At 62.9% G+C, this 27,000-nt stretch carries 22 protein-coding genes and 7 tRNA genes; 23 read left to right on the top strand and 6 right to left on the bottom strand.

Translation table 11 applies throughout. The features are described from left to right. The first annotated feature begins 1 nt into the window (after window position 1). The 10 genes from fabF to SB756_RS18580 all read left to right on the top strand — a co-directional run bounded on the left by fabF (window position 2) and on the right by SB756_RS18580 (window position 9,685). Window positions 2-1,246, top strand: coding sequence for a beta-ketoacyl-ACP synthase II (gene fabF / locus SB756_RS18625; protein WP_341797952.1), 1,245 nt, complete (start codon window positions 2-4; stop codon window positions 1,244-1,246). Continuing rightward, window positions 1,246-2,061, top strand: a complete 816-nt coding sequence (pabC, locus tag SB756_RS18620) for an aminodeoxychorismate lyase (RefSeq protein WP_341797953.1) — start codon at window positions 1,246-1,248, stop codon at window positions 2,059-2,061. Before fabF ends, pabC begins: the two co-directional genes overlap by 1 nt. Window positions 2,062-2,065: 4 nt before the next feature. Next, entirely contained in the window at window positions 2,066-3,256 is a 1,191-nt protein-coding gene (gene mltG, locus SB756_RS18615) for an endolytic transglycosylase MltG (RefSeq protein WP_341797954.1), read from the top strand. Window positions 3,257-3,265: 9 nt separating this feature from the next. Continuing rightward, window positions 3,266-3,898, top strand: coding sequence for a dTMP kinase (gene tmk / locus SB756_RS18610; protein WP_341797955.1), 633 nt, complete (start codon window positions 3,266-3,268; stop codon window positions 3,896-3,898). Further along, complete coding sequence (locus SB756_RS18605; RefSeq protein WP_341797956.1) at window positions 3,891-4,877, top strand: DNA polymerase III subunit delta'; 987 nt, start codon at window positions 3,891-3,893, stop codon at window positions 4,875-4,877. The genes tmk and SB756_RS18605 overlap by 8 nt, the downstream gene beginning before the upstream one ends. Before the next feature lie 30 nt (window positions 4,878-4,907). Then, on the top strand, window positions 4,908-5,690 hold the full coding sequence (locus SB756_RS18600; protein WP_258655735.1) for a TatD family hydrolase: 783 nt from the start codon (window positions 4,908-4,910) through the stop codon (window positions 5,688-5,690). A 1,040-nt stretch (window positions 5,691-6,730) separates the two neighbouring features. Continuing rightward, window positions 6,731-7,366, top strand: coding sequence for a TetR/AcrR family transcriptional regulator (locus SB756_RS18595; RefSeq protein WP_016485495.1), 636 nt, complete (start codon window positions 6,731-6,733; stop codon window positions 7,364-7,366). A gap of 107 nt (window positions 7,367-7,473) precedes the next feature. Then, complete coding sequence (locus tag SB756_RS18590; protein WP_410911350.1) at window positions 7,474-8,442, top strand: GTP 3',8-cyclase MoaA; 969 nt, start codon at window positions 7,474-7,476, stop codon at window positions 8,440-8,442. A gap of 66 nt (window positions 8,443-8,508) precedes the next feature. Next, complete coding sequence (locus SB756_RS18585; RefSeq protein ID WP_016485497.1) at window positions 8,509-9,114, top strand: DUF4823 domain-containing protein; 606 nt, start codon at window positions 8,509-8,511, stop codon at window positions 9,112-9,114. 10 nt (window positions 9,115-9,124) lie between these two features. After that, a complete protein-coding gene (locus SB756_RS18580; protein ID WP_341797960.1) occupies window positions 9,125-9,685 on the top strand; it encodes a DUF1285 domain-containing protein in 561 nt (186 codons plus the stop codon). A 156-nt stretch (window positions 9,686-9,841) separates the two neighbouring features. Here the strand turns inward: SB756_RS18580 and SB756_RS18575 are convergent. Further along, a tRNA-Asn gene (locus tag SB756_RS18575) sits at window positions 9,842-9,917 on the bottom strand. 63 nt (window positions 9,918-9,980) lie between these two features. Next, window positions 9,981-11,177, bottom strand: a complete 1,197-nt coding sequence (locus tag SB756_RS18570; RefSeq protein WP_410911348.1) for an amino acid aminotransferase — start codon at window positions 11,175-11,177, stop codon at window positions 9,981-9,983. A 287-nt stretch (window positions 11,178-11,464) separates the two neighbouring features. On the opposite strand from SB756_RS18570, the gene uvrB reads away from it, so the two are divergent. Next, complete coding sequence (uvrB, locus tag SB756_RS18565; RefSeq protein ID WP_016500881.1) at window positions 11,465-13,480, top strand: excinuclease ABC subunit UvrB; 2,016 nt, start codon at window positions 11,465-11,467, stop codon at window positions 13,478-13,480. A gap of 122 nt (window positions 13,481-13,602) precedes the next feature. Here the strand turns inward: uvrB and SB756_RS18560 are convergent, their stop codons facing one another. After that, the gene (locus SB756_RS18560) at window positions 13,603-15,093 is read right to left on the bottom strand and encodes an MDR family MFS transporter (protein ID WP_341798862.1); all 1,491 of its coding nucleotides are present in this window, start codon (window positions 15,091-15,093) and stop codon (window positions 13,603-13,605) included. A 49-nt stretch (window positions 15,094-15,142) separates the two neighbouring features. After that, a complete protein-coding gene (locus tag SB756_RS18555; RefSeq protein WP_410911346.1) occupies window positions 15,143-16,198 on the bottom strand; it encodes an HlyD family secretion protein in 1,056 nt (351 codons plus the stop codon). Between the two features lie 143 nt (window positions 16,199-16,341). On the opposite strand from SB756_RS18555, the gene gltX reads away from it, so the two are divergent. From gltX to SB756_RS18495, 12 genes are all read left to right on the top strand, one after another. Further along, window positions 16,342-17,823: a glutamate--tRNA ligase gene (gene gltX, locus SB756_RS18550; protein ID WP_410911345.1), complete on the top strand. Its 1,482-nt coding sequence runs from the start codon at window positions 16,342-16,344 to the stop codon at window positions 17,821-17,823. 282 nt (window positions 17,824-18,105) lie between these two features. Continuing rightward, window positions 18,106-18,181 (top strand) — tRNA-Ala (locus tag SB756_RS18545). A 72-nt stretch (window positions 18,182-18,253) separates the two neighbouring features. Next, window positions 18,254-18,329: transfer RNA gene (locus SB756_RS18540), tRNA-Glu, on the top strand. Between the two features lie 53 nt (window positions 18,330-18,382). Next, window positions 18,383-18,458 (top strand) — tRNA-Ala (locus SB756_RS18535). Window positions 18,459-18,500: 42 nt separating this feature from the next. Beyond that, window positions 18,501-18,576: transfer RNA gene (locus SB756_RS18530), tRNA-Glu, on the top strand. A gap of 61 nt (window positions 18,577-18,637) precedes the next feature. Then, window positions 18,638-18,713: transfer RNA gene (locus SB756_RS18525), tRNA-Ala, on the top strand. A gap of 42 nt (window positions 18,714-18,755) precedes the next feature. After that, window positions 18,756-18,831, top strand: a tRNA-Glu gene (locus tag SB756_RS18520). 172 nt (window positions 18,832-19,003) lie between these two features. After that, window positions 19,004-19,543, top strand: coding sequence for a TetR/AcrR family transcriptional regulator (locus SB756_RS18515; RefSeq protein ID WP_049274396.1), 540 nt, complete (start codon window positions 19,004-19,006; stop codon window positions 19,541-19,543). Between the two features lie 15 nt (window positions 19,544-19,558). Continuing rightward, complete coding sequence (locus SB756_RS18510) at window positions 19,559-20,392, top strand: alpha/beta fold hydrolase (RefSeq protein WP_410911343.1); 834 nt, start codon at window positions 19,559-19,561, stop codon at window positions 20,390-20,392. Between the two features lie 155 nt (window positions 20,393-20,547). Continuing rightward, window positions 20,548-20,982: an acyl-CoA thioesterase gene (locus SB756_RS18505; RefSeq protein ID WP_016500875.1), complete on the top strand. Its 435-nt coding sequence runs from the start codon at window positions 20,548-20,550 to the stop codon at window positions 20,980-20,982. 50 nt (window positions 20,983-21,032) lie between these two features. Next, window positions 21,033-22,004 (top strand): tRNA dihydrouridine synthase, encoded by a 972-nt coding sequence (locus tag SB756_RS18500; protein WP_284399556.1) that lies wholly within the window; start codon window positions 21,033-21,035, stop codon window positions 22,002-22,004. Between the two features lie 168 nt (window positions 22,005-22,172). Next, complete coding sequence (locus SB756_RS18495) at window positions 22,173-22,616, top strand: Hsp20 family protein (RefSeq protein WP_041168109.1); 444 nt, start codon at window positions 22,173-22,175, stop codon at window positions 22,614-22,616. A 61-nt stretch (window positions 22,617-22,677) separates the two neighbouring features. Here SB756_RS18495 and SB756_RS18490 read toward each other — a convergent pair whose 3' ends face one another. Beyond that, complete coding sequence (locus SB756_RS18490) at window positions 22,678-25,974, bottom strand: PAS domain S-box protein (protein WP_341797965.1); 3,297 nt, start codon at window positions 25,972-25,974, stop codon at window positions 22,678-22,680. 61 nt (window positions 25,975-26,035) lie between these two features. Continuing rightward, complete coding sequence (locus tag SB756_RS18485; protein ID WP_341797966.1) at window positions 26,036-26,914, bottom strand: LysR family transcriptional regulator; 879 nt, start codon at window positions 26,912-26,914, stop codon at window positions 26,036-26,038. Window positions 26,915-27,000 lie beyond the last annotated feature (86 nt).

Raw genomic sequence — 27,000 nt, 5'->3', positions numbered from 1 at the left:
TGTGTCGCGTAGACGCGTCGTGGTCACCGGTATGGGTATGCTGTCGCCACTGGGTACCGATGTACCGAGCACCTGGCAGGGCATTCTGGCTGGCCGCAGTGGCATTGGTCCGATCGAACACACGGACCTGTCTGCCTACTCCACCCGTTTTGGCGGCTCGGTGAAAGGCTTCGAGGTCGAGCAATACCTGTCGGCCAAAGAGGCCCGCAAGCTTGACCTGTTCATCCAGTACGGCCTGGCGGCCGGTTTCCAGGCGGTGCGTAATGCCGGCCTGGATGTCACCGACGCCAACCGTGAACGCATTGGCGTGGCCATGGGCTCGGGGATCGGCGGCCTTACCAACATCGAGGAAACCAGCCGTACGCTGCACGATTCGGGGCCGCGTCGCATTTCCCCGTTCTTTGTGCCGGGCTCGATCATCAACATGATCTCCGGGTTCCTGTCGATCCACCTGGGCCTGCAGGGGCCGAACTACGCCATTGCCACCGCCTGCACCACCGGCACCCATTGCATCGGCATGGCCGCGCGCAATATCGCCTACGGTGAAGCTGACGTGATGATTGCAGGTGGCGCGGAGATGGCTGCCTGTGGCCTGGGCATGGGCGGCTTCGGTGCCTCGCGTGCGCTGTCCACCCGCAACGACGAGCCAAGCCGGGCCAGCCGCCCGTGGGACAAGGGCCGTGACGGCTTTGTATTGTCCGACGGTGCCGGTGCCCTGGTGCTCGAAGAACTGGAGCACGCCAAGGCCCGTGGTGCGACCATCTATGCCGAGCTGGTTGGCTTTGGCATGAGCGGCGACGCCTACCACATGACTTCGCCACCCGACACCGGCGAGGGTGCTGCCCGCTGCATGGCCAACGCCTTGCGCGATGCCGGTATCCAGCCGGAAGAGGTCAGCTACATCAACGCCCACGGTACCTCGACCCCTGCGGGCGACGTGGCCGAGGTGGCCGCGATCAAGCGCGTGTTCGGTGAGCATGCCTACAAGCTGGCTGTCAGTTCGACCAAGTCGATGACCGGCCACCTGCTGGGCGCCGCAGGCGCGGTGGAAGCGATCTTCAGTGTGCTGGCGATCAACAGTCAGATGGCCCCGCCCACCATCAACCTGGACGAACCGGACGAAGGTTGCGACCTCGACTTCGTTCCGCACCAGGCGCGCAGCATGCCGATCGACGTGGTGTTGTCCAACTCGTTCGGCTTTGGCGGCACCAACGGCTCGCTGGTGTTCCGCCGGTTCGCCGGTTGATGCACAGCTGGGTCGATGGCCAGCCCGCGGTTGCAGTCAACCTGCAGAACCGCGGCCTGGCCTACGGCGATGGCCTGTTCGAGACCATTGCCGTGCGCGGCGGCCAGCCCAGCTTGCTGGACGGCCACCTCGCACGCCTGGCGCTGGGTTGTCAGCGCCTGGCGATCAGTGCCGACATGGCGCTGGTGCGCGACGAGCTCCTGCGCTATACAAGCCAGCTCGGTGAAGGTGTAGCCAAACTCATCCTTACCCGTGGTGACAGCCAGCGTGGCTATGCGCCGGTTGCCGGTGCCGCGCCGCGGCGAATCCTGCAGGGCAGCCCGTTACCCAGCTATCCTGTGGAGCATGCCGAGCACGGCGTGCGCTTGTTTCCGTGCCAGACCCGGCTTGGGGAACAACCGCTGCTGGCCGGCCTCAAACACCTCAACCGCCTGGAGCAGGTGCTGGCCCGTGCCGAATGGCAGGACAGCGAGCATGCCGAAGGCCTGATGCGTGACGGGCAGGGCAGGGTGATCGAAGGGGTGTACAGCAATCTGTTCCTGGTGCGCGATGGCGTGCTGTTCACTGCCGACCTCAGCCGTTGTGGTGTGGCCGGGGTGATGCGTGCTGCATTGCTGGAACAGGCCGCGCTGCTGGGCATCCCGGCGCAGGTCGCTGACCTGCCGTTTGACGCGCTGGAGCAGGCAGATGAAGTATTTGTTTGCAATAGCGTTTACGGCATCTGGCCCGTGCGGGGCGTAGCCGCGCTAAACTGGTCGCCTGGCCCGCTCACCCGTAAACTGCAGGCCGTTGCCCGTACGTTACTGGAAACCTGAATTCGTGAGACGTAAATTCCTGCTACTGCTGGAAATGGGCTTGATACTTGCCGGGCTGGCGCTTGGCTGGTCGGCCTGGAAGGTCAACTCGGTCCTGGAGCAGCCCCTGCACGTGACGCAGGAGCGCCTGCTCGACGTGCCAAATGGCACCAACCCCAACCGCATGTTCTACCGCATGCAACAAGAAGGGTTGCTCGACGATGCTGTCTGGTTGCGCTTGTACTGGCGCTTCAACATGGCTGGCACCGCCCTGCACACCGGCGAATACCGCCTCACCCCAGGCATGACGGTCGAACAGTTGTTCGACGCTTGGCGCCGGGCCGATGTGGTGCAATACAACCTCACTCTGGTCGAGGGCTGGACCTTCCGTCAGGTGCGCTCGGCTGTGGCCAAGCATGAAAAGATCAAGCACACCCTGGACGGCCTGTCGGATTCCGAAGTGATGGACAAGCTCGGCCACACCGGCGTGTTCCCCGAAGGGCGCTTCTTCCCGGACACCTACCGCTTCGTGCGTGGCATGAGCGATGTCGAGTTGCTGCAGCAGGCCTACATGCGCCTGGACGAAGTGCTGGCAAAGGAGTGGGCCGAGCGCACCACCGACCTGCCGTATCGCGACCCGTACCAGGCGCTGATCATGGCCTCGCTGGTGGAAAAGGAAACCGGTATCCCCCAGGAGCGTGGGCAGATTGCCGGCGTATTTGTACGGCGCCTGCGCCTGGGCATGATGCTGCAGACCGACCCGACGGTGATCTACGGCATGGGTGAGCGTTACAACGGCAGGATTACCCGCGCCGACCTGCGCGATCCGACGCCCTACAACACCTATACCATGACAGGGCTACCGCCCACCCCTATTGCCATGGTCGGCCGCGAAGCGATTCACGCGGCGCTCAACCCGTCCGATGGCACCAGCCTGTACTTCGTCGCCCGCGGCGATGGCAGCCATGTGTTCTCCGACGACCTCGACGACCATAATTCGGCGGTGCGCGAGTTCCAGCTCAAGCGTCGTACAGACTACCGCTCCAGCCCTGCGCCGCAGCAAGAGGCACAGCCGGGTACTGACGACGCCCAGCCCCAGGTGCCCGCAACTGACGAGCCGGCTGCACAGCCAGCACCCGAAGCGCTGCCTGCGCAGGATGCCCCTGCTGGTGGTGCGCAAGCGGCCGAACGGCCGACGCCTGACGAACAACATTAAGGACTGCCTGTGAGCGGCTTGTTTATTACGCTGGAAGGCCCCGAAGGCGCGGGCAAGAGCACCAACCGCGATTACCTTGCTGCGCGCTTGCGCGAGCAGGGCCTGGATGTAGTGCTGACCCGTGAGCCCGGTGGTACGCCGCTGGCCGAAAAAGTGCGCGAGCTGCTGCTTGCCCCCACCGATGAAACCATGGCGGCCGACACCGAGCTGTTGCTGGTGTTCGCGGCGCGCGCCCAACACCTCGCGCAGGTAATCCGCCCGGCACTGGCCCGCGGCGCCGTGGTGCTGTGTGACCGCTTCACCGACGCCACCTATGCCTATCAGGGCGGTGGGCGCGGTTTGTCGGTCGAGCGCATCGCTACCCTGGAGCAATTCGTCCAGGGTGACCTGCGCCCGGACCTGACCTTGGTCTTCGACCTGCCAGTGGAAGTGGGCTTGGCCCGTGCCGCCGCCCGCGGCCGCCTGGACCGGTTCGAGCAAGAAGGCCAGGCGTTTTTCGAAGCGGTGCGCCAGGCATACCTGCAGCGCGCCCAGCGCGAGCCGCAGCGCTACAGCATGCTCGATGCCGCGCAAACGCTGGAAGCCGTGCAGCGCGCCATCGATGCGCTGCTGCCGGCGATTGTGGAGCGTTGCCGTGGCTGACGCCTACCCCTGGCAGCAGGCCCTCTGGCAGCAACTGGCCGGCCGCAGCCAGCACGCGCACGCCTACCTGCTGCACGGGCCGCAGGGTATCGGCAAGCGGGCCATGGCCGAGCGCCTGATGGCCCGCCTGCTGTGTCAGCAGCCCCAAGGGCTGGATGCCTGCGGCGGGTGCAAGTCCTGCCTGTTGCTCAAGGCCGGTAGCCACCCGGACAACTTTGTGCTCGAGCCTGAAGAGGCCGACAAGCCGATCAAGGTCGACCAGGTGCGCGAGCTGGTGGCATTCGTGGTGCAAACGGCGCAATTGGGCGGTCGCAAGGTGGTGCTGATCGAGCCTGTCGAGGCGATGAACGTCAACGCCTCCAACGCGCTGCTCAAAAGCCTCGAAGAGCCATCTGGCAATACGGTGCTGCTGCTGGTCACGCACCAGCCCAGCCGCTTGTTGCCGACCATCAAGAGCCGCTGCCAGCAGGTGGCGTGCCCGCAGCCAAGCCTGGCCCAGAGCCAGGCCTGGCTGGCCGGTGCGTTGCCTGACAGTGACGAGGCCGAGCGTGACGAGCTACTGACGCTGGCCGCTGGTTCGCCATTGATGGCGGTCAGCCTGCAGGCACAGGGTGTGCGCGAGCAACGTGCGCTGGTTACTGACGGGGTGAAGAAGCTGATCAAGCAGCAGCAATCGCCCAGCCAGCTGGCCGATGCCTGGAACGGCGTGCCACTGCTGTTGCTGTTCGACTGGTTCTGCGATTGGTCGCATCTGATCCTGCGCTACCAGTTGACCCAGGACGAGGAGGGGTTAGGCTTGGCCGATATGCGCAAGGTGGTGCAATACCTGGCGCAGAAGAGCCGCCAGTCCAAGGTGCTGGAGGTGCAGGCCTGGATTCTGGAGCAGCGCCAGAAGGTGCTGGGCAAGGCCAACCTCAACCGCGCCCTGCTGCTCGAATCGCTGCTGGCTCACTGGCTGCAACTGCCGGGTGCCCGCTGATTTTCATTTTTTCATGTGTGCCGTTATCCCATGCTCGTAGATTCCCATTGCCACCTCGACCGTCTTGACCTGAGCGCCCACCAGGGCTCCCTCGATGCTGCCTTGCAGGCGGCCCGTGAGCGCGGGGTCGGGCATTTTCTGTGTATCGGCGTCAGTGCCGAAAACGCCGGTGCGGTGAAGGCGTTGAGCGAGCAGTATGCTGACGTCGATTGCTCGGTGGGTGTGCACCCGCTGGACCTGGCGCCGGGTGAAACCCCTGCGCTGGAATGGCTGCTGCGCGAGCTGGCCCACCCCCATGTGGTGGCGATTGGCGAAACCGGGCTGGACTATCACTATGAGCCGGAAGCTGCCGAGCTGCAGCAGGCTTCGTTCCGCCTGCACCTGGAGGCCTCGCGGCAGACCGGCAAGCCGGTCATCGTGCACACCCGTGCGGCACGCGCCGATACCTTGGCACTATTGCGCGAGGCCAACCTGCCGCAGGCTGGGGTGCTGCATTGCTTCACCGAAGACTGGGAAATGGCCAAGGCCGCGCTGGACCTGGGGTATTACATCTCGCTGTCTGGCATCGTTACCTTCCGCAATGCCGATGCCCTGCGCGAAGTGGCGCGGCAGGTGCCGGTCGATCGTTTGCTGGTCGAGACCGATTCGCCGTATCTGGCACCCATTCCGTACCGTGGCAAGCCGAACCTTCCGCAGTATGTGCGGGAAGTGGCGGAGTATGTGGCTTCGTTGCGGGGCGCCAGTTATGAGCAACTGGCTGAGCAGACTACTGCCAACTTCAAGCGGTTGTTCCCGTTGGCGCGGGTGGCTTGATGGCGCATGAGCCTGAGTGCACTTGCACTTGCACTTGCACTTGCACTTGCTCTTGCTTTGGCTTCTAAGCGCGCGGTAGCTCAGGCAACACAGATTGCGACTTCAGGAGGCCGAGCGCAGGGCTTGCGAAGGGAGGTGACGGGCATGGATGCCCGTCAAGCGCTGGGCCCCAGGATGGGGCCTGCAGCGCGGTCCTCCCGGGAGCAAGCCCGGAGCGAGGGGACCCCGGAGCGAAGCGCAGGGGCCGGATGATGGGAGCGAACGGCTTTGGTTACTTTGGCCAAGATGTAGAGACCGGACACATCGCAAGAAGCGAAAAGTGGATCTTGCTGTATTGGCTCAGCGAACAGTCCATTTGCGATGGCGACGCTGACTCACCTTTTCGCCCTTACGGCGAGTCACTTTTTGCCAAACGCGGCAAAAAGTAACCAAAAAACGCTGCGCTCCGATCATCCGGCCCCTGCGCTGCGCTCCGGGGTTCCCTCACTCCGGCCTCGCTCCCGGGAGGACCGCGCTGCAGGCCCCATCCTGGGGCCCAGCGCTTGACGGGCATCCATGCCCGTCACCTCCCTCCGCAAGGCCTGCGTTCGGCCTCCTGAAGTCGCGAAGATCAAAAGCAAGATCAAGATCAAGATCAAGATCAAGATCAAGATCACAGGCACGGTACAGCACAAACATCGAGCGGGGAGTGCGGGTCGCTGTGCGACCCGTCGCGCAAGCAAAAAAAACCCGGGTTCTGGGGGGGGAATCCGGGTTAAGACCATTAGGAGTAAAACAAAGGTACGCGGTCCCTGAGCACCTTTATCGGCGCGCCACTTGGGGGGGATGCGCCGCGCCAACACTTCAAGTATTGGTCAGGTTTGGCGCAGTGCCAGCGTATATTGGTCGTTTTTTAAACAAATTTGGAATACGCCGAGGTTTCAATCCTTCCGCAGCGCATGGCAGTAAGCATGGTGAAACACAGACATGCGTGGATGATCCGTGCAATTTCTTGCAAGTTAGGCATAATAAACCGCTTCGATTGTCATCCAGTCCTTCCCATGCAGAAAGAACCTCGTAAGGTCCGTGAGTTTCGCCGTCGCGAACAGGAAATCCTCGACACCGCGCTCAAGCTGTTTCTCGAACAGGGTGAGGACAGCGTCACCGTCGAAATGATCGCCGACGCCGTGGGTATCGGCAAAGGCACGATCTACAAGCATTTCAAGTCAAAGGCGGAAATCTACCTGCGCCTGATGCTCGACTATGAGCGCGACCTGAACGAACTGTTGCACTCGGCCGACGTCGACCGTGACAAGGAAGCCCTGTCACGCGCCTACTTCGAGTTCCGCATGCGCGACCCGCAACGTTACCGGCTGTTCGATCGCCTGGAAGAGAAGGTGGTCAAGGGCAACCAGGTGCCGGAAATGGTCGAGCAACTGCACAGTATCCGTGCTTCCAACTTCGATCGCCTGACTCAGCTGATCAAGGGCCGCATCAGCGAAGGCAAGCTCGAAGACGTACCGCCGTATTTCCATTACTGCGCGGCCTGGGCGCTGGTGCACGGCGCCGTGGCGCTGTACCACTCGCCGTTCTGGAGCAATGTGCTTGAGGATCAGGAAGGTTTCTTCCAGTTCCTGATGGACATCGGTGTGCGCATGGGCAACAAACGCAAACGCGATCCGGAACCGACGAACTGAAGCGTTCCGTCACTTGACGCTGAAACCGGCAGGGTGCGGGGGCTTGCAAAAACCTGATTTATGAGTCAGGTTTCGCCTGCCCCTTATCATCCATGCCGGAGTCATTCATGATTGTCGATCGTCAAGGCAGGCGCTTTCGCAACCTGCGTGTCAGCCTGACGGCTGCTTGCAATTATGCCTGCACCTACTGCGTGCCAGACGGCAAACGCCTGGTGGCGGCGCAAGACGAACTCTCGGCAGATGCCCTGGCCCGCGGCGTGGCCTACCTGATCGAAGCGGCTGGTATCGAACGCCTGCGCATCACAGGGGGTGAGCCGCTGGTCAGCCCGCGCCTGGATGCCTTTCTGGCCGCCGTGGCCAAGCTCGACCTCGACGATATTTCGCTGACCACCAATGGCCAGCTGTTGGCGCGTAAGTTGCCCCAGCTGCAAGCGGCGGGTATCCGACGCCTGAATGTTTCCCTCGACACTCTCGACCCTCAGGCCTTCAGCCGCATTGCCCGGGGCGGCGACCTGACCAGTGTGCTGGCGGGTATGGAGCAGGCCAGTGCACTGGGCATGCGAATCAAGGTGAACATGGTGCCAATGCGCGGGCACAACCTCGAGCAGGTATTGCCGCTGCTGGATTACTGCCTGGAGCGCGGCTTCGAGTTGCGCTTCATCGAACTCATGCGCATGGGCCACCTGGCCCGTGAGCACAATGCCTTTGTGCAGCAGTTCGTCGGGCTCGACCAGTTGCTGGCGCTGATCGGCGGCAAGCATGCCTATGTCCAGGTCGATGCGCCGCTGGACGCCACAGCCCTGCGCTATGAAATCCCGGGCATTGGCCACTTCGGCATCATCGCCAACGAGAGCGTACCGTTTTGCCGTACCTGCTCGCGCTTGCGCCTGTCCTCCACGGGCTGGTTGCATGGCTGCCTGTCTTCGAGCAATCGCCACTTCGTCGGTGACCTGCTGGAAAAGCCGCGTCATCAGGCCCTGCCGGCCCTGCAGCGCCTGTTGGTCAAGGCGCTGGCAGACAAGCAGGACTTGGCGTTTTCCGGTGATGTGATGGTGATGAAGGTGATTGGCGGCTGAAGCTGGCGCAAAAGCTGCATCCGCCGGCTATTCGCCGGTTTTTCGTCGCCGGCCACTGGAGGAAAGATGCGTAGCCTGGTCTTGCTGCTGGCGCTGATGGCGCTGGGCGGCTGCATGAATGTCAGCGATATGGGCGAAGGCGTCCGCTATCACATGAGCGATGCCGGTCTGCTGGACCACAGTGATACCCGGCGTACCCTGTCGATCCGCCTGCAGCCCGACTCGTTCATCTTCATCGGCCAGGGTGCATTCGTGCCGCCGGGCAAGGGGCCGGTGCCACGGCAGAACGCGGTGGCTGACGAGGCGTTCAAGAGCTTTGTCGAGTATTTCCCGTTGGTGCGCCGCGCCCAAGGCCCATTGGGCCTGGAAGACGCCATTGCCCAGGCACGTTCGGTGGGTGCCGACTACGTCTTGTACACCCGCTTCGCCCGTACCGATGACCGCATCGGCAATGGCGATGAGTGGTATGACGAACAGGCCGTCGACCGGCTGGGGTGGGACACTGGCGTGGTGCAGATGATGTTGATCGAAACCAATACCCGCTACCTGATCGACACCGCACGCATCAAGAGCCGTGGCGGTTTGTTGACGTTCCATGACAACACCCCGGAGGATTTGCTTGGTGCGCCGATGCGCGAGTACGCTCGTAGCCTTCTGGGTATGAGCGAATGAGGCAGGCGTGATGAGTGATTCCGGCAAGGCCAATGATCTTCTGGCACAGATCCCCAAGGCCAAGGGCCTGCCGCCGGTGCATCTGTGGAACCCGGATTTTTGCGGTGACATCGACATGCGCATTGCCCGCGATGGCACCTGGTATTACCTGGGCACGCCGATCGGGCGCAAGCCGATGGTGCGGTTGTTTTCCACGATCATTCGCCGCGATGGCGATGACTACTTCCTGATTACCCCGGTAGAAAAGGTTGGCATCCGCGTCGACGATGCCCCATTCGTGGCCGTGGCGCTGGAGGTGCTGGGGGAAGGGGAGCAGCAGGTGCTGCGCTTCACCAGCAATGTCGAGGACCAGGTTGACGCCGGGCCGGATAATCCCCTGCGGGTAGTGATCGACCCGGTGACGCAGGAGCCATCGCCGTATGTGTTGATGCGCAGCAACCTGGAAGCGCTGATACATCGCAATGTGTTTTACCAGCTGGTGGAACTGGCGGTGCCGCATGTAATCGAGGGGGAGGAATGGTTGGGCGTATGGAGCCGGGGGGAGTTTTACCCGATTGGGCGCAGTAGTTGAGGGCTCTGGGGCTGGAAGGCGCATGTCTTGAGTCTTGTGCTGCCTGGTAAATCGAGCGCCGCGCGGGCGGCGCTCGATTTACCAGGCGCTGACATACTTCCGGTGAACAACGAAAAAGCCCCCGGTTGCTTGCGCACCCGGGGGCTTTTCAATGTTTGGCTCCGCGACCTGGACTCGAACCAGGGACCCAATGATTAACAGTCATTTGCTCTACCGACTGAGCTATCGCGGAATCTGCGCCATATGTTACTGATTGCCCGGGAGATGTCAAGCCTCTCCCAGGCAAATCAATAGGTTACAGCACTTCGACGATGGCCTTGGTCACCACGTGGATGTTGCCCTGGTTCAGCGCGGCAACCGCGATCCGGCCGGTGTCCAGCGCGTAGATGCCAAACTCGTTCTTCAGGCGCGCCACTTGTTCAACGGTCAGGCCCGAGTAGGAGAACATGCCCGCCTGGCGGCCAACGAAGCTGAAATCGCGCTTGGCGCCATATTCAGCCAGCAGGCTGACCATTTGCTGGCGCATGCCGTGGATGCGCTGGCGCATCTCGCTCAGCTCGGCTTCCCACATCTGGCGCAGTTCGCCGCTGTTCAGCACGGTAGCGACGATGGTCGCGCCGTGGGTCGGCGGGTTGGAGTAGGTGGTGCGGATTACGCGCTTGACCTGCGACAGCACGCGAGTGCTTTCGTCTTTGTTGCCGGTGACGATCGACAGTGCGCCAACGCGCTCGCCATACAGCGAGAACGACTTGGAGAACGAACTGGAAACGAAGAAGTCCAGGCCCGACTCGGCGAACAGGCGCACGGCGAAGGCGTCTTCGGCGATGCCGTCACCAAAGCCCTGGTAGGCCATGTCGAGGAACGGCACATGGCCCTTGGCCTTGACCACTTCCAGGACGTTTTTCCAGTCGTCCAGGCCCAGGTCGACGCCAGTCGGGTTGTGGCAGCAGGCATGCAGCACGACGATCGAGCCGGACGGCAGGTTGTTCAGGTCTTCGAGCATGCCGGCACGGTTGACGTCGTTGCTCGGCGCGTCGTAGTAGCGGTAGTTCTGTACCGGGAAACCGGCGGTCTCGAACAGTGCGCGGTGGTTTTCCCAGCTCGGGTCGCTGATGGCAACCACGGCATTGGGCGACAGGCGCTTGAGGAAGTCGGCGCCGATCTTCAGCGCGCCGGTGCCGCCAACGGCCTGCACGGTGACCACGCGGCCGGCGGCCAGCAGTGGCGACTCGGCGCCGAAGATCAGTTTTTGCACGGCCTGGTCGTAAGTGGCGATGCCGTCGATCGGCAGGTAGCCGCGCGAGGCGTGCTGGGCGGCACGCTGGGTTTCGGCTTCGATCACGGCGCGCAGCAGCGGAATGCGGCCTTCCTCATTGCAGTACACGCCAACGCCCAGGTTGACCTTGTCGGTCCGTGGGTCGGCGTTGAATGCTTCGTTGAGGCCCAGGATAGGGTCGCGGGGTGCCAGCTCGACAGCGGAAAACAGGCTCATTGTTACCTTGGCTCTGATTGGAGAGTGATAGGACGTACACGCTCCAGCCGAATGCACTGAAGCGGTGCACAAACGGGGAGTCAGTATAGTGATACCGCCCGGTCACTGCGACACTCTGGCACAGCTTTTCCGGCTATTTGCGCAAATATTTTTCGACCATTGGTCTAATTGCCGTGTCCACTGTAACAAGCGCTCACAGCCCGGCCTTGAAAGCGCGCCCGGATAGCCGCATTTGGGTATAGACTACTGGCTAAATTTACAGTTGCTGCAATACCGCGAGGTCCGACATGTCCGAGTTCCAGCTCGTCACCCGTTTCCAGCCGGCCGGCGACCAGCCCGAGGCCATCCGCCAGATGGTCGAAGGCATCGAGGCGGGGCTGTCGCACCAGACGCTGCTCGGCGTAACGGGCTCGGGCAAGACCTTCAGCATCGCCAACGTCATCGCGCAGGTACAGCGCCCGACCCTCGTACTGGCGCCGAACAAGACCCTGGCCGCGCAGTTGTACGGCGAATTCAAGGCGTTCTTCCCCAATAACGCGGTGGAGTATTTCGTTTCCTACTACGACTACTACCAGCCCGAGGCCTACGTGCCGTCGTCGGACACCTTCATCGAGAAGGACGCCTCGATCAACGACCATATCGAGCAGATGCGCCTGTCGGCGACCAAGGCGCTGCTGGAGCGGCGCGATGCAATCATCGTGACCACCGTGTCGTGCATCTATGGCCTGGGCAGCCCCGAGTCCTACCTGAAAATGGTCCTGCATGTGGACCGCGGCGACAAGCTCGATCAGCGCGCACTGCTGCGCCGGCTGGCCGACCTGCAGTACACCCGCAACGAAATGGACTTTGCCCGTGCCACCTTCCGCGTGCGCGGTGATGTGATCGACATCTTCCCGGCCGAGTCGGACCTTGAAGCCATCCGCATCGAACTGTTCGATGACGAGGTGGAGAACATCGCCGCCTTCGACCCGCTCACCGGCGAGGTTTTCCGCAAGTTGCCACGTTTCACCTTCTACCCCAAGAGCCACTACGTTACCCCGCGGGAAACCCTGCTGGAGGCCGTGGAGGGCATCAAGGAAGAGTTGAAGGAGCGCCTGGAGTACCTGCACAAGGCCAACAAGCTGGTGGAAGCGCAGCGCCTGGAGCAGCGCACCCGTTTCGATCTGGAAATGATCATGGAGCTGGGTTACTGCAACGGCATCGAGAACTACTCGCGCTACCTGTCCGGGCGCCCGGCCGGTGCGCCGCCGCCCACCCTGTACGACTACCTGCCAGCCGATGCACTGCTGGTGATCGACGAATCACACGTCAGCGTTCCGCAGGTCGGTGCCATGTACAAGGGCGACCGTTCGCGCAAGGAAACCCTGGTCGAGTACGGCTTCCGCATGCCCTCGGCACTGGACAACCGGCCAATGCGCTTCGATGAGTGGGAAGATGTAAGCCCGCAGACCATCTTCGTGTCCGCTACCCCGGGCCCCTACGAAGCCGAGCATTCCGGGCGCGTGGTGGAGCAGGTGGTGCGTCCGACCGGCCTGGTAGACCCGCAGGTCGAGATACGGCCGGCACTGACCCAGGTGGACGACTTGCTGTCGGAAATCCGCAAGCGCGTGGCGCTGGGCGAGCGGGTGCTGGCCACTACGCTGACCAAGCGCATGGCCGAGGACCTCTCTGATTACCTGGCCGACCACGATGTGCGGGTGCGCTACCTGCACTCGGACATCGACACGGTGGAGCGGGTAGAGATCATCCGCGACCTGCGCCTGGGCACCTTCGACGTGCTGGTGGGCATCAACCTGCTGCGCGAAGGCCTGGACATGCCGGAGGTTTCGCTGGTGGCGATCCTCGATGCCGACAAGGAAGGCTTCCTGCGTTCGGAGCGCTCGCTGATCCAGACCATCGGCCGCGCTGCGCGTAACCTCAATGGCCGGGCCATCCTGTACGCCGACAACATCACCGGCTCGATGCAGCGGGCGATTGACGAAACCGAGCGACGCCGTGAAAAGCAGGTCGCCTTCAACGAAGCCAACGGCATCGTGCCCAAGGGCGTGGTCAAGGACATCACCGACATCATGGAAGGCGCCACTGTGCCTGGCGCGCGCAGCAAAAAGCGCAAGGGCATGGCCAAGGCGGCAGAAGAGAGCGCCCGTTACGAGGCCGAGCTGCGTACGCCGGGCGAGATCACCAAGCGTATCAAGCAGCTTGAAGAGAAGATGATGCAGTTCGCCCGCGACCTGGAGTTCGAAGCTGCGGCGCAGCTGCGCGACGAGATTACCCAGCTGCGCGAGCGGTTGATTACCAGCTGATCCCTTTGGGTGGCTGAACTGGCCCTATCGCCGGCAAGCCAGCTCCCACAGGTGTGCCGCTGCATTCAAAATTTGCCCGGTACCTGTGGTAGCTGGCTTGCCGGCGATAGGCCCAGCACAAGCTAGTGGGCTTCCCCAGCCTTCAACCCCGCCGGCAGCTTGCGGGTGAGCAACACTGCCACCATGCTCACCGCCAACCCGATCCCGACAAAGTGGAAGGCGTCGTTGTAGGCCATGATCATGGCCTGCTGGTGGGTGATTTCGCTTAACTTGCCCAGCGCCGCATTGTCATTGCCCAGCCGCTCGGCCAGTTGCGCCAGCCGTTCCGCTACCTGCGGGTTGCTCGGCACTACCGCTTCGCGCAGGTAGTCGAAATACACCTTGGTGCGCGCATCCAGCAGCGTGGCCAGCAAGGCGATGCCAATCGCACCCCCCAGGTTACGCAGGATATTGAACAGGCTCGATGCCGACCCCGCATCCTGCGGCTGGATGTAAGCCGTGGCGATCAGCGAAATGGTCACCATGATCATCGGCTGGCCAAGGGCGCGGATGATCTGGATATGGTTGAACTGCGGCCCGGCAAAGTCCGGGTTGAGCACCCCCGAGCCGAAACTGGCGGCGCCGAACAGACAGAACCCCAGGGCGCACAGCAGCTTGGGCGACACCACTTTCATCAGCTGTGGTACCAGCGGGATCAGAAACAGCTGCGGCACCCCCATCCACATGATCACCTCGCCGATCTGCAAGGCGTTGTAGCCCTGCACCTGGGCCAGGTACAGTGGCAGCAGGTAGATCGACCCGTACAGGCCTACGCCCATGCCCAGGCTGGCGATGCTCGACAGGCCGAAATTGCGGTTACCGAGGATGCGCAGGTTGATCAGCGGGTGTGGCTTGGAGAACTGCAGGATGACGAAGGTGATCAGGCTGACCAGGGCGACGCTGCCCAGGCCGACGATCAGGTGCGACTCCAGCCAGTCCTTGCGGTGCCCCTCTTCAAGAAACACCTGCAGGCAGCCCAACCCCAGGCCCAGGGTGACGATGCCTGCATAATCGGTGCTTTTCAGCAGCTCCCAGTGCGCCTCTTTCTTCTCCAGCCCGTACAGCAGGCCGGCAATCATGACCAGGCCCGGCGGGATGTTGATGTAGAAAATGTACTCCCAGCCCCAGTTCTCTGTCAGCCAGCCGCCCAGGGTGGGGCCGATGGAGGGGGCAAACGTGGCGGTCATGGCGAACATCGCCATGCCTTTGGCGCGGTGGTGTTCGGGCAGCTTGATCAGCGTGAGGGTAAACGCCAGTGGGATCAGCGCGCCGCCGGTAAAGCCTTGCAGGGCGCGGAACAGGATCATGCTCTCCAGGTTCCAGGCCATCGAGCACAGCAGTGACGACAACAGAAAGCCCCCGGAAACCCACACGGCCAGGCGCCGGGCAGACAGCAGCTGCACCAGCCAGGCGGTCAGCGGAATCATGATGATTTCCGCCACCAGGTACGAGGTGGAAATCCACGAGCCTTCTTCCAGGGTTGCCGACAGGGCACCCTGGATGTCCTTCAGCGACGAGTTGGTGATCTGGATGTCCAGCACCGCCATGAACGCGCCGAGCATCACACTCATCACCGCGATCCAGTCGCGCCGGGTAGGCTCGTCGCTGGGCCTGAGCAGTTGGTCACCGGCCATCGTGGCCTTCGCTCTCGCTGCGCAGGTCGATGGTGGCGGTCACCGACATGCCGGGGCGGATGCGCCCATGCAGGGGGTTGTCGGCGCTGAAGGTGAGCTTGACCGGGATGCGCTGCACCACCTTGGTGAAGTTCCCGGTGGCGTTATCGGGTGGCAGCAGGCTGAACTGCGCCCCCGAGGCCGCGAACACACTGTTTACCCGGCCTTCGATGGGGGTGTCCGGGTAGCTGTCGAACAGCAGCTCGGCGCGCTGGCCAGGCTGCATGTGGCCGATCTGGGTTTCCTTGAAGTTGGCCTGCACCCAGATGTCTTCGTCGGGCACGATCGACAGCAGGTAGGCACCGGCCTGCACCACCTGGCCATTGCGCGCATTGCGCTGGCCGATAGTGCCGCTGATCGGCGCGCGGATTTCGCAACGGGTCAGGTTAAGCTCGGCCTGGGCCAGGTCGGCGCGGGCATTGGCGATTTGTGCATCGAGGCGTTTGAGGTCGGCGTTCAGGGCGTTGACCTGCTGGCGCTGGCTTTGCAGGTCGGCGCGGGCCTTGTCGACCTGAGAGCCGGCAACATGGCTGTCTGCCGATAGGGTGGTGACCCGCTCCTCGGAGATGAATCCTGGCTTGCGCAGCTTTTCGGCACGGCTCAGGTCCACTCGGGAACGGTCGAACGTGGCCTGGTTGGCTGCCACCTGAGCCTGCCCCGCGGCGATCAGGCTACCTTGCTGGGTCAGGCGACTTTGTGCCTGTGCGTATTCCGCTTCACGGGTGGCCAGGGTGGCGCGGGCGCGGTCAACCGCCAGGTCAAAGTCTGCCGCTTCCAGGCGTACCAGCAGGTCACCTCTGTTAACGTGCTGGTTATCCTCGACCGGCACCGCGTCGATACGTGCGCCCAGCTGGCTGGAGATACGGGTGATCTCGCCCTGTACGTAGGCGTTGTCGGTGCTCTCGTAGAAGCGGCCCTTGAAGTACCAGTGGGCCAGGAAGGCGAGGGCGATGATGGCCACCAGGGTGAAGAAGATCGCCAGGCGGCGTTTGAGTTGGGCAGGCATGGGGACTATCGTTCCAGAAATGTAAGCAAATTTAACAGTGCCGCAGGGCCTGTCCACAAGTGACGTTCGCGCCATTGCTGGAGCCCGGTGCCTGCCTCCTGCTAACATCCCGCCTTTGTTTCATCTTCAGTTCGAGACCTTCCATGACCACCGTACGCACGCGTATCGCGCCATCGCCTACCGGCGACCCCCATGTCGGCACTGCCTACATCGCCCTGTTCAACTACTGCTTTGCCAAGCAGCACGGCGGTGAGTTCATCCTGCGCATCGAAGACACCGACCAGCTGCGCTCCACGCGCGAGTCGGAACAGCAAATCTTCGACGCCCTGCGCTGGCTCGGCATCGAATGGAACGAAGGCCCGGATGTGGGCGGCCCGCACGGCCCTTACCGCCAGAGCGAGCGTGGCGAGATCTACGCGAAGTATGCCAAGGAGCTGGTTGACGCCGGCCACGCCTTCTATTGCTTCTGCACCGCCGAAGAGCTGGAGCAGATGCGTGCCGAGCAACAGGCCCGCGGTGAAACCCCGCGCTACGACGGCCGCGCACTGCTGCTGAGCGCCGAGGAAGTGCAGCGCCGCCTGGATGCTGGCGAGCCACACGTGATCCGTATGAAGGTGCCGAGCGAAGGTATCTGCGTGGTGCCGGACATGCTGCGTGGCGATGTCGAAATCCCGTGGGACCGCATGGACATGCAGGTGCTGATGAAGAACGACGGCCTGCCGACGTACTTCCTGGCCAACGTGGTCGACGACCACCTGATGGGCATCACCCACGTCCTGCGTGGCGAAGAGTGGCTGCCGTCGGCGCCCAAGCTGATCAAGCTGTACGAATACTTCGGCTGGGACCAGCCCAAGCTGTGCTACATGCCGCTGCTGCGTAACCCGGACAAGTCCAAGCTGTCCAAGCGCAAGAATCCAACCTCGGTGACCTTCTACGAGCGCATGGGCTTCATGCCGGAGGCGATGCTCAACTACCTGGGCCGCATGGGCTGGTCGATGCCGGACGAGCGCGAGAAGTTCTCGCTGGACGAGATGGTCGAGCACTTCGACCTGTCGCGTATTTCGCTGGGTGGCCCGATCTTCGACATCGAGAAGCTGTCCTGGCTCAACGGCCAGTGGCTGCGCGAACTGCCGGTCGAGGAATTCGCCACACGCCTGCAGAAGTGGGCATTCAACAGCGACTACATGATGAAGATTGCCCCGCACGTGCAGGGCCGGGTCGAGACTTTCAGCCAGGTAGCCCCGCTGGGCGGGTTCTTCTTCGAAGGTGCGCTGAAGCTGGATGCCAAGCTGTTCGAAAGCAAGAAACTGTCGGCCGACCAGGTGCGCCAGGTGATCCAGCTGATCCTGTGGAAGCTCGAAAGCCTGCGCCAGTGGGAAAAAGAGCGCATCACCGGCTGCATCCAGGCCGTGGTCGAGGCGCTGGAACTGAAGTTGCGTGATGCCATGCCGCTGATGTTCGCCGCCATTACTGGCCAGGCCAGCTCGGTGTCGGTGCTGGACGCCATGGAAATCCTCGGCCCCGACCTGACCCGCTACCGTCTGCGCCAGGCCCTGGACCTGCTGGGTGGTGTGTCGAAGAAAGAAAACAAAGAGTGGGAAAAGCTGCTGGCTTCGATCGCCTGATTCAGCGTTACACCTAACCTGTGGGGGCGGGCGTGCCCGCGAATGCGGTGTTTGATCTACCATCGCATTCGCGGGCACGCCCGCTCCCACAAGGTCCAGCTGAAGCCCGAAAAACCGGGGCAGGGCGGTAAGTGATTGTTATCTGTGAAAAAACTTTTGAATATTTTCAAAATTTCGTTTGACAGCCCTGCAATCCGATCTTAATATGCGCCCCGTCCACAGCGATGAACGAAAACGAAACGCCAGCCACCCAGCCAGCGATTCAGTTCAAAGCGACATTGTGGGGCTATAGCTCAGCTGGGAGAGCGCCTGCATGGCATGCAGGAGGTCAGCGGTTCGATCCCGCTTAGCTCCACCAAATTCCGCTTGTCAGTCACGGCTGGCGAGCAAGACCGGGTCCAGCAACCGGGTCTTGAAGGTAAGAAGGTTCGTCCCCTTCGTCTAGTGGCCTAGGACACCGCCCTTTCACGGCGGTAACAGGGGTTCGAGTCCCCTAGGGGACGCCAGTTTTACACAAGCGATGTTTCATGATGTCGCTGGGCCGCGAGGCTAGAAATCCGGGGCTATAGCTCAGCTGGGAGAGCGCCTGCATGGCATGCAGGAGGTCAGCGGTTCGATCCCGCTTAGCTCCACCAATTTTGCCGCGGTTCGCGTAAGCGGGCCGGCACGAAGGTTACGTCCCCTTCGTCTAGTGGCCTAGGACACCGCCCTTTCACGGCGGTAACAGGGGTTCGAGTCCCCTAGGGGACGCCACTTTTCCTGCGTTTTGCAGGGCTTAAAAAGGCTCGTCGATTATTGATGAGCCTTTTGTTTCGGGGCTATAGCTCAGCTGGGAGAGCGCCTGCATGGCATGCAGGAGGTCAGCGGTTCGATCCCGCTTAGCTCCACCATTTCTGCCAGGGTTCACGCAAGTGAATCTTCGCGAAGGTTACGTCCCCTTCGTCTAGTGGCCTAGGACACCGCCCTTTCACGGCGGTAACAGGGGTTCGAGTCCCCTAGGGGACGCCATCTTTACCCGCGTTTTGCGGGACTTTAAAGGCTCATTCGCTTATTGAATGAGCCTTTTGTTTTTTCTCCCTTCCGAACATTTCGCAGCTGACAAGTGGCGTGAAATTACGCTTGCCAAAAAATATGATATTGATAATATTTCGAGCATCATATTTTGAATGGCGAGTGCCTGATGAGCGACAAGAAGAGCAGAACCCGCGAGCGCATTCTGGAAGCGGCACGCAGCGCGCTGATCCAGCACGGCCCGGCCGAGCCCAGCGTCAGCCAGGTGATGGGCGCAGCAGGGCTGACCGTCGGCGGTTTCTATGCCCACTTCGACAGCAAGGACGAGCTGATGCTCGAAGCGTTCCGCCAGCTGTTGGGTGAGCGCCGCGCCTTGCTCGCCCAGATCGACCCCAACCTCGATGGTGCGGGCCGCCGAGCGCTGGCCAGTGCCTTCTACCTGTCGCGCAAACACCGGGATGCCGAGGTGCATGCCTGCCCGCTGCCCAACTCGCTGGGCGAGATGCAGCGCCTTCCGGAGGTCTTCCGCGAGGTATTGGCCGAGCACATCGAGCTGATGACTGCAGCCATGGTCGACCGCCCTGAAGATGCCGACAAGGCCCTGGCCGACCTGGCGCTCATGGTCGGTGGCCTTGCCCTGGCCCGCGCCTTGGGCACCAGCGAGCTGTCTGACCGTATTCTGCGCGCCGCCAAATCGGCGGTGCTTTAACCCTGGAGCATGGCGATGACTACCCTGAGCTGGATTCGTGGTGTCAATGGCACCCTGGGCCGCCTGGCCCCCGAGCATGTCGCGGGCAAGATGCGCCGTGCCTTCATGACCCCGCGCAATCTGCCGCCTCGGGATTGGGAGCTGCCCGTGCTGGCCAGCGCCGAGCGCATCACCCTGCGCTTCGGGTTGTCTGCCTTGCGCTGGGGCAAAGGCCCGACCGTGCTGCTGATGCACGGCTGGGAAGGGCGCCCGACCCAGTTTGCCGCCTTGATCGAGACCTTGGTCCAGGCCGGGCACACGGTGGTGTCGCTGGAAGGGCCGGGCCATGGCCGTTCGCCTGGCGAGCAGGCAAATGTGGTGTTGTTTGCCCGGGCGCTGCTGGAGGCCGCTGCCGAGCTGCCGCCGTTGCGTGCGGTCATTGGCCACTCCATGGGCGGTGCCAGTGTGCTGCTGGCCTTGCAGATGGGGCTGCGCGCGCAGGCCGCGGTCAGCATTGCCGCGCCGGCGCGGCTGCTGGGCGTGCTGCGCGGTTTTGCCCATCGCCTGGGGATGCCGGCGCGCGCGCGGGCGGCGTTCATTCGCCAGGTTGAGCGGGATGTGGGCATGCAGATCGCGCGGCTGGATGTTACCGGTTACCAGCTGGAGCTTCCGGGGTTGGTGGTGCATGCCGCCGATGATGCCCTGGTGGCCGCCGATGAAGCCCAGGTAATCCACAGGGCCTGGTTCGACAGCCGCCTGATGCTGCTGGAGGAGGGTGGCCACCAGCGGGTGCTGTCCGATCCGCGCGTGAGTGAAGGTGTGCTCGAACTGCTGGCCAGGGCAGCTTCGCCGGCGCGCCAAAGCGCTTGAGCATCCGTTACACTCTGTGCGAATCCTGTAGGAGCAGCCTTGTGCTGCGAAGAGGCCCTTAGGAGCAGCGCATCTGTTGTGGCCGTAATGGCCTCTTCGCAGCACAAGGCTGCTCCTACAGGGGAGGGTTACATTTTCGATTCTCAGGAGTGTGCATGAGCTGGGACCTGGCAACACCCTTCGTCATCGACCTGCGCGTCGGTAGCGAGGATATCGACGGCCTAGGCCACGCAAACAACGCGGTGTACGTCACCTGGCTGGAGCGGTGCGCCTGGCGTCACTCCCAGCGGTTAGGCCTGGACCTGGCCGAGTATCGGCGCCTGGACCGGGCGATGGCTGTGGTGCGCCACGAAATCGACTACCTGGCCGCCGCCTATGAGGACGACGAACTGCAACTGGCCACCTGGATCATCGACTGGGACCAGCGCCTGCGCATGACCCGGCGCTTCCAGCTCAAGCGCCCGCGTGACGGGGTAACCCTGTTGCGCGCGCAAACCACCTTTGCCTGCATCGAGCTGTCCAGTGGCAAGCCCAAGCGCATGCCGGCGGAATTCGTCGAAGGTTACGGTCCGGCGCTGATCGGCGCCTGAATCGCCGGCAATTTTTGTTAGACTGCCGGCTTTTCCGCCGAGACCCCGACATGCAAATTGCCCTGGCCCCCATGGAGGGGCTGGTTGACAACATCCTGCGCGACGTATTGACCCGCGTGGGCGGTATCGACTGGTGCGTCACCGAGTTCATTCGCGTGTGCGACCGCCTGCTGCCGGCGTCCTCGTTCGACAAGCTGGCGCCCGAGTTGCGCCAGGGTGCGCGCACGGCCGCCGGGGTGCCCATGCGCGTGCAGTTGCTGGGTTCGGACCCGGTATGCCTGGCGGAAAACGCGGCGCTGGCCTGTGAGCTGGGTGCGCCCGTGATCGACCTGAACTTCGGCTGCCCGGCCAAGACCGTGAACAAGTCACGGGGTGGTGCCGTGCTGCTCAAAGAGCCGGAGTTGCTGCACGCCATCGTGCGTGAGGTGCGCCGCGCGGTACCAGCGCATATCCCGGTCACTTCGAAGATGCGCCTGGGCTTCGACAGCCCCGACGGCGCGCTGGAGTGTGCCACGGCCCTGGCAGAGGGGGGCTCGGCGCATCTGGTGGTGCATGCGCGGACCAAGGTCGAAGGCTACAAGCCGCCGGCGCATTGGGAGTGGGTGGCGCGGGTGCAGGATGTGGTCAAGGTGCCGGTGTTCGCCAATGGCGAGATCTGGACCGTCGATGACTGGCGCCGCTGCCGTGAGGTCAGTGGGGCCGAAGACATCATGCTGGGCCGAGGGCTGGTATCGCGCCCTGACCTGGGCCTGCAGATTGCCGCGGCGCGTGACGGGCGTGACTATCAGCCGATGAGCTGGGATGACCTGCTGCCGTTGTTGCGCGAGTTCTGGCGTCAGGCCCAGGCCAAACTGTCACCGCGCTATGCGCCGGGGCGGATGAAGCAGTGGTTGGCGATGCTGACCCGCAGTTACCCCGAAGCGGTGGTGTTGTTTGCCGAGTTGCGCCGGGAGGATGACTGCGCGCGGATCAGCCGGCTGCTGGGGGTGGAGGTGCAGGCTTTGGAGGCCTGTGTTGCCTGAGCTGGCCTCTTCGTGGGAGCGGGCAGGCCCGCGAAAAGGGCTGCACCGATTTCAAATTTTTTCTCCTTGCCCCTTGAAAGCCTTTCCCTCGGCCATATCTCTTGAGTACGCGATGCCGAAGTCGGGTCGCGTAGTGACTTACTTGCTGAATCTCAGGAGTTTATGACCATGACTACCGCTTTCTCTCTTGCTCCACTGTTCCGCCATTCCGTTGGTTTCGACCGTTTCAACGACCTGTTCGAATCCGCGGCACGCAATGAGGCCGGTAGCAGCTACCCGCCCTACAACGTGGAAAAGCATGGCGAGGACCACTACCGCATCGTGGTTGCCGCAGCCGGTTTCCAGGAGCAGGACCTCGACCTGCAGGTCGAGAAAGGTGTCCTGACCGTAACCGGTGGCAAGCGCGACAATAGCGCCACTGAAGTGACCTACCTGCATCAGGGTATCGCGCAACGCGCCTTCAAGCTGTCGTTCCGCCTGGCCGACCATATCGAAGTGAAAGCCGCCGGCCTGGCCAACGGCCTGCTCAGCATCGACCTGCTGCGCATCGTGCCTGAAGAAGCCAAGGCCAAGCGCATCCCGATCAATGGCGAAAAACCAGCGCTGAACTGATCACGCTGCAATGATGAAGGGCACCCTCGGGTGCCCTTTTTTGTAGTCGCCTGCATCTGCTTCAGTAGTCTGCCGGCGCCTCCAGCAACAACTTGCGAAATTCCGGCAACGGCAGCGGCCGGCTGTGCAGGTAGCCCTGGTACAGGTGACAGCCCAGCTGTTCGAGAAACTCAAGTTGCTCGGTCAGCTCCACCCCCTCGGCAATCACTGCCAGGTCGAGGCTGCGGGCCATGGCGACAATGGCTCGGACGATTTCAGCGTCGTTGGGGTCGAACGGTGCGTCGCGCACGAAGGTCTGGTCGATCTTCAGCGCATCGACCGGCAGGCGCTTGAGGTAAGTCAGCGACGAATATCCAGTGCCAAAGTCATCCATGGCAAAACTCACCCCGTAACGCTTCAGTTCGCGCATCTTGCTGATGGTGTCTTCCAGGTTCTGGATGACGATGCCTTCGGTGATCTCCAGCTTGAGCATGTGCCGAGGCAGCCGGTAATCGTCCAGGCTGCGCAGCACGCGCTCGACAAAGTTGTTCTGGCGGAACTGCCGCGGGCTGATGTTCACGCACAGGCTGAAATCATCGGCGTCGATCAGCCCGTCGGCCAGCATGCGTGCGCAGGCATCGCAGGCTTCGTCAAGGATCCAGCTGCCAACTTCCAGGATCAGACCGCTTTCTTCCAGTACCTGAATGAACTGCGCGGGCGGTTGCTGGCCCAGTTGCGGGTGGTGCCAGCGCAGCAGCACCTCGGCGCCGACGATACGGTTGTCGCGGGCATCCACCTGCGGCTGGAAGTGCAGCGCCAATTCGCCCCGGGCCAAGGCCAGGCGCAGGTCGTTTTCCATGCGCAGGCGTTCGCTGGCGGCCTTCTGCATGGTGGTATGGAACAGCTGGGTGGTGTTGCGCCCGGAGTCCTTTGCCCGGTAAAGGGCGATATCGGCACGCTTGAGCAGATCGGCCGGGGTGGTGCCGTGGTCGGGGATCAGCGCCACGCCGATGCTGGGTGTTACCTGCAGGCGCTGGCCATCCAGTGACATCGGTTCGGCCAGCAGCTCACGCAGCGTGTCGGCCAGTTCGCGCACTTTTTCCTCCACCACCTCACGGCTGCCCTCCAGGCCGCTGAGCAGTACCACGAACTCGTCGCCACCCAGGCGGGCCACGGTGTCCTCCAGGCGCACACTGGCTTCCAGGCGGGCGGTGATGATCTTCAGCACCGTGTCGCCCACCGGGTGGCCCAGTGAGTCGTTGATGTGCTTGAAGTGGTCGAGGTCGAGGAACAGCAGGGCGCCGCGCAGGTTATGGCGCTTGAGCAGGGCGATCTGCTGGCTCAGGCGGTCCATCAGCAGGGCGCGGTTGGGCAGGTTGGTCAACGGGTCGTGATAGGCCAGGTGGCGGATCTGCGCCTGGGCGTTCTTCAACTGGCTGACGTCGCGGGCAGTCAATAGCAGGCAGTCGACTTCGTTGAGGGTGATCGGCTCGACAGAGACTTCAACGGTGAGGATATCGCCGCGCTTGTTACGGCCGAGCATTTCCCGGTGATGCACCCGGCCGCGGTCGCGCAATTCGGCCAGCAACGCGCTGCGCTGCTTGTCGTCGGCCCAGATACCGATTTCGTACACCGTGTGGCCGACCACATCGGCGGCGCTGTAGCCGGTCAGGCGGCAGAAGCCGTCGTTGATTTCCAGGTAACGGCCGCTGTGGCGTTCGGTGATGGTGATGGCGTCGGGGCTGGAGTGGAAGGCCTTGGCAAACTTCTCTTCGCTGGATTTGAGCGCCGCCTCGGCGCGTTGCTGCTGGGTGATGTCGCGCAGGGTGGTAACGCTGCAGGGCTGGTCGTCAACGGTGATCAGGCGGCTGGAGATCACGCAGGTCAACGGGGTGCCGTTGCGGTGGTTGACCACCACGGCGACGTTGCTCAAGGCCTGTTCGCGGATCACCCGCTCGATACGTTGCGCACGCTCGATGGACTCGGCCCACAGGCCGATTTCCTCGGCGGTGCGGCCGATCACCTGGCCGCTGTCCCAGCCAAAGGTCTGGCTGAACGCCGGGTTGATCTCGATGAACTGGCCGGTATCCTGGCGGGTCACGCAGATCGGGTCGGGGCTGACCTGGAACAGGCTCGCGAACTTCTCTTCCGAGGCGCTCAGGCGCTGCTCGCGCTCCACCTGGTCGGTGATGTCGAGCAGGGTGCCGGCCATGCGCAGCGGGTTGCCCTGCTCGTCGCGGTACAGCCGTGCACGGCTTTCGATGTAACGCGAAATGCCGCTTTCCAGCTGCACCCGGTAGGTGATCTGGTAGTTCCCGGCGGGCCCTTCGCGCAGGCTGCGGTAGGCCTGGCGCATCGAGTTGCGTTCCTGCTCTGGCACCCCCTCGAAAAACGCATCGAACGATTCGTGAAAAGGGGTGGGCGGCAGGCCGTGCAGCTGCGCGGCGCGGGCCGAGCCGTAGAGCATGCCGCTGGGGATGTGCCAGTCCCAGGTGCCCAGCTGCGCCGAGTCCAGGGCCAGGTCCAGGCGCTCCTGGCTGTCCTTCAGGGCCTGCTCGGCGCGCTTGCGTTCGGTGGTGTCGACAAAGGTGCTGATCAGGAAGGTGACGCCCTCCAGTTCGATGCCCTGGGTGCAGAGTATGCCGTCGTGCACCTTGCCGCTGGTGGCGCGGAACTGCACCTCCATGATCAGCGGGCCGCCGCTGGCGCGGGTCGACTCCATCACCTGGTGGCGCTGTTCGGGGTTGACCCACAGGCCCAGCTCCAGGCTGGTCTTGCCTATTACCTGGCTGCCCGGCCAGCCAAACATGTCTTCGAAGTGCTGGTTGACCTCGAAGATCATGCCGTCGTGGCGGCGGGTGAGAAGAATGGCGTTGGGGCTGAGGTGGAACAGGGTGGCGAAGCGCTTTTCCGAATTGATCAGCGCTGTTTCCCGTTCGCGCTGGCGAGTGATTTCGCGGATCACCCCGATCATTTGTGGCCGGCCATGCTGGTCGTGGGTCAGGCTACCGTTGATCTCCAGCCAGTGCAGGCTACCGTCCGGCCAGCGAATACGGTGACGCATGGCCTGTTCCACCGGCTCGCCGTTGAATACCGCCTGGAATACCTGGCGCGTGCGCGCGCGGTCTTCCTCGGGCAGCAGGTCGAGGTAGTCGACATCGGCGGGCAACGGCCGCTGCGGGTCGAAGCCGAACAGGGCCTGGGTGCCCCGTGACCAGCTGACCCGGCCGCTTTCGATATCCCATAGCCAAGCCCCCAGGCGCGCACCGTTGAGGGCGGCCAGCAGTTGTGGGGCGTTTTGCCAGGCCTGTTCCGACTCTTGGGGATCGGCCGCTGGGATACGCGGCAGGCGCAAAAAGCGGTTTGCTGATTTGGGCATCGGTACCAGACCTTTGGCGTATGACGCGTCCTTGAATTGGAAGTACCGGGCTGACGGCCGGTCAGGCGGGCCCTGCGTGGCTGTCGAGCAGGGCCATGAATGCCCTGGCCGCGTTCGATAGCGTTCGCTCCGTGTGCAAGATGTAGCCTAGCTGGCGCGACAGCTGTATGCCCGGCAAGGCGATGGGTGCAACCTGTTCGTCGAGCATGGTGCGTGGCAATACGCTCCAGGCCAGGCCGATCGATACCATCATCTTGATGGTTTCCAGGTAGTTGGTGCTCATGGCGATGTTCGGCGTCAGGCCCTGGCTTTCGAACAGGCGCTGGACAATATGGTGGGTGAAGGTGTTGCCGCCAGGGAATACCGCCGGGTGGCGGGCGACATCCGCCAGGCTGACCTCATGGTTGTTGGCCAGCGGGTGCTCGGGGGCGGCGACGAAGTCCAGGGCGTCGTCCCACACCGGCACGGCTTTGACCAGGTGATGCGGGTCGGGCGCCAGGGTGATCACGGCAATTTCGGCGCGGCCATGCAGAATTTCGTCGTAGGCCTGTTCGGAATCCAGAAACTGAATATCCAGCGCCACGGCCGGGTACTGGCGGGTGAACGTCCGCAGCAGTGGTGGCAGGCGGTGCAGGCCGATGTGGTGGCTGGTGGCCAGGGTCAGACGACCGCTCACGGCCCCGGTCAGATTGGTCAGCGCGCGTCGGGTATCATCAAGGACATTGAGGATCTGGTAGGCCCGTGGCAGCAGGGCGCGCCCAGCCTCGGTCAAAGTCACCTCGCGGCCCAGGCGGTCGAACAGCCGTACACCCAGTTGCTGCTCCAGCCCGGCGATGCGTTTGCTGATGGCCGGCTGGGTCAGGAACAGCCGTTCGGCAGCCCCGGAAAAGCTGCCGGTTTCGGCAATGGCGATAAAGGCACTGAGGTTGGCCAGGTCCATGTAGTTGTATTCCTTTGGGTTATCCAAAGCATAAAAATTATGAATTTGAGTTATTCAATCTAACCCCATAGCATCGTCCGTACAAG

It is taken from the genome of Pseudomonas sp. SIMBA_068 (assembly GCF_046534705.1).
Taxonomy (GTDB): domain Bacteria; phylum Pseudomonadota; class Gammaproteobacteria; order Pseudomonadales; family Pseudomonadaceae; genus Aquipseudomonas; species Aquipseudomonas putida.
Note: the sequence above shows the minus strand (reverse complement) of the source record. Positions and strands in the feature narration are given on the sequence as shown.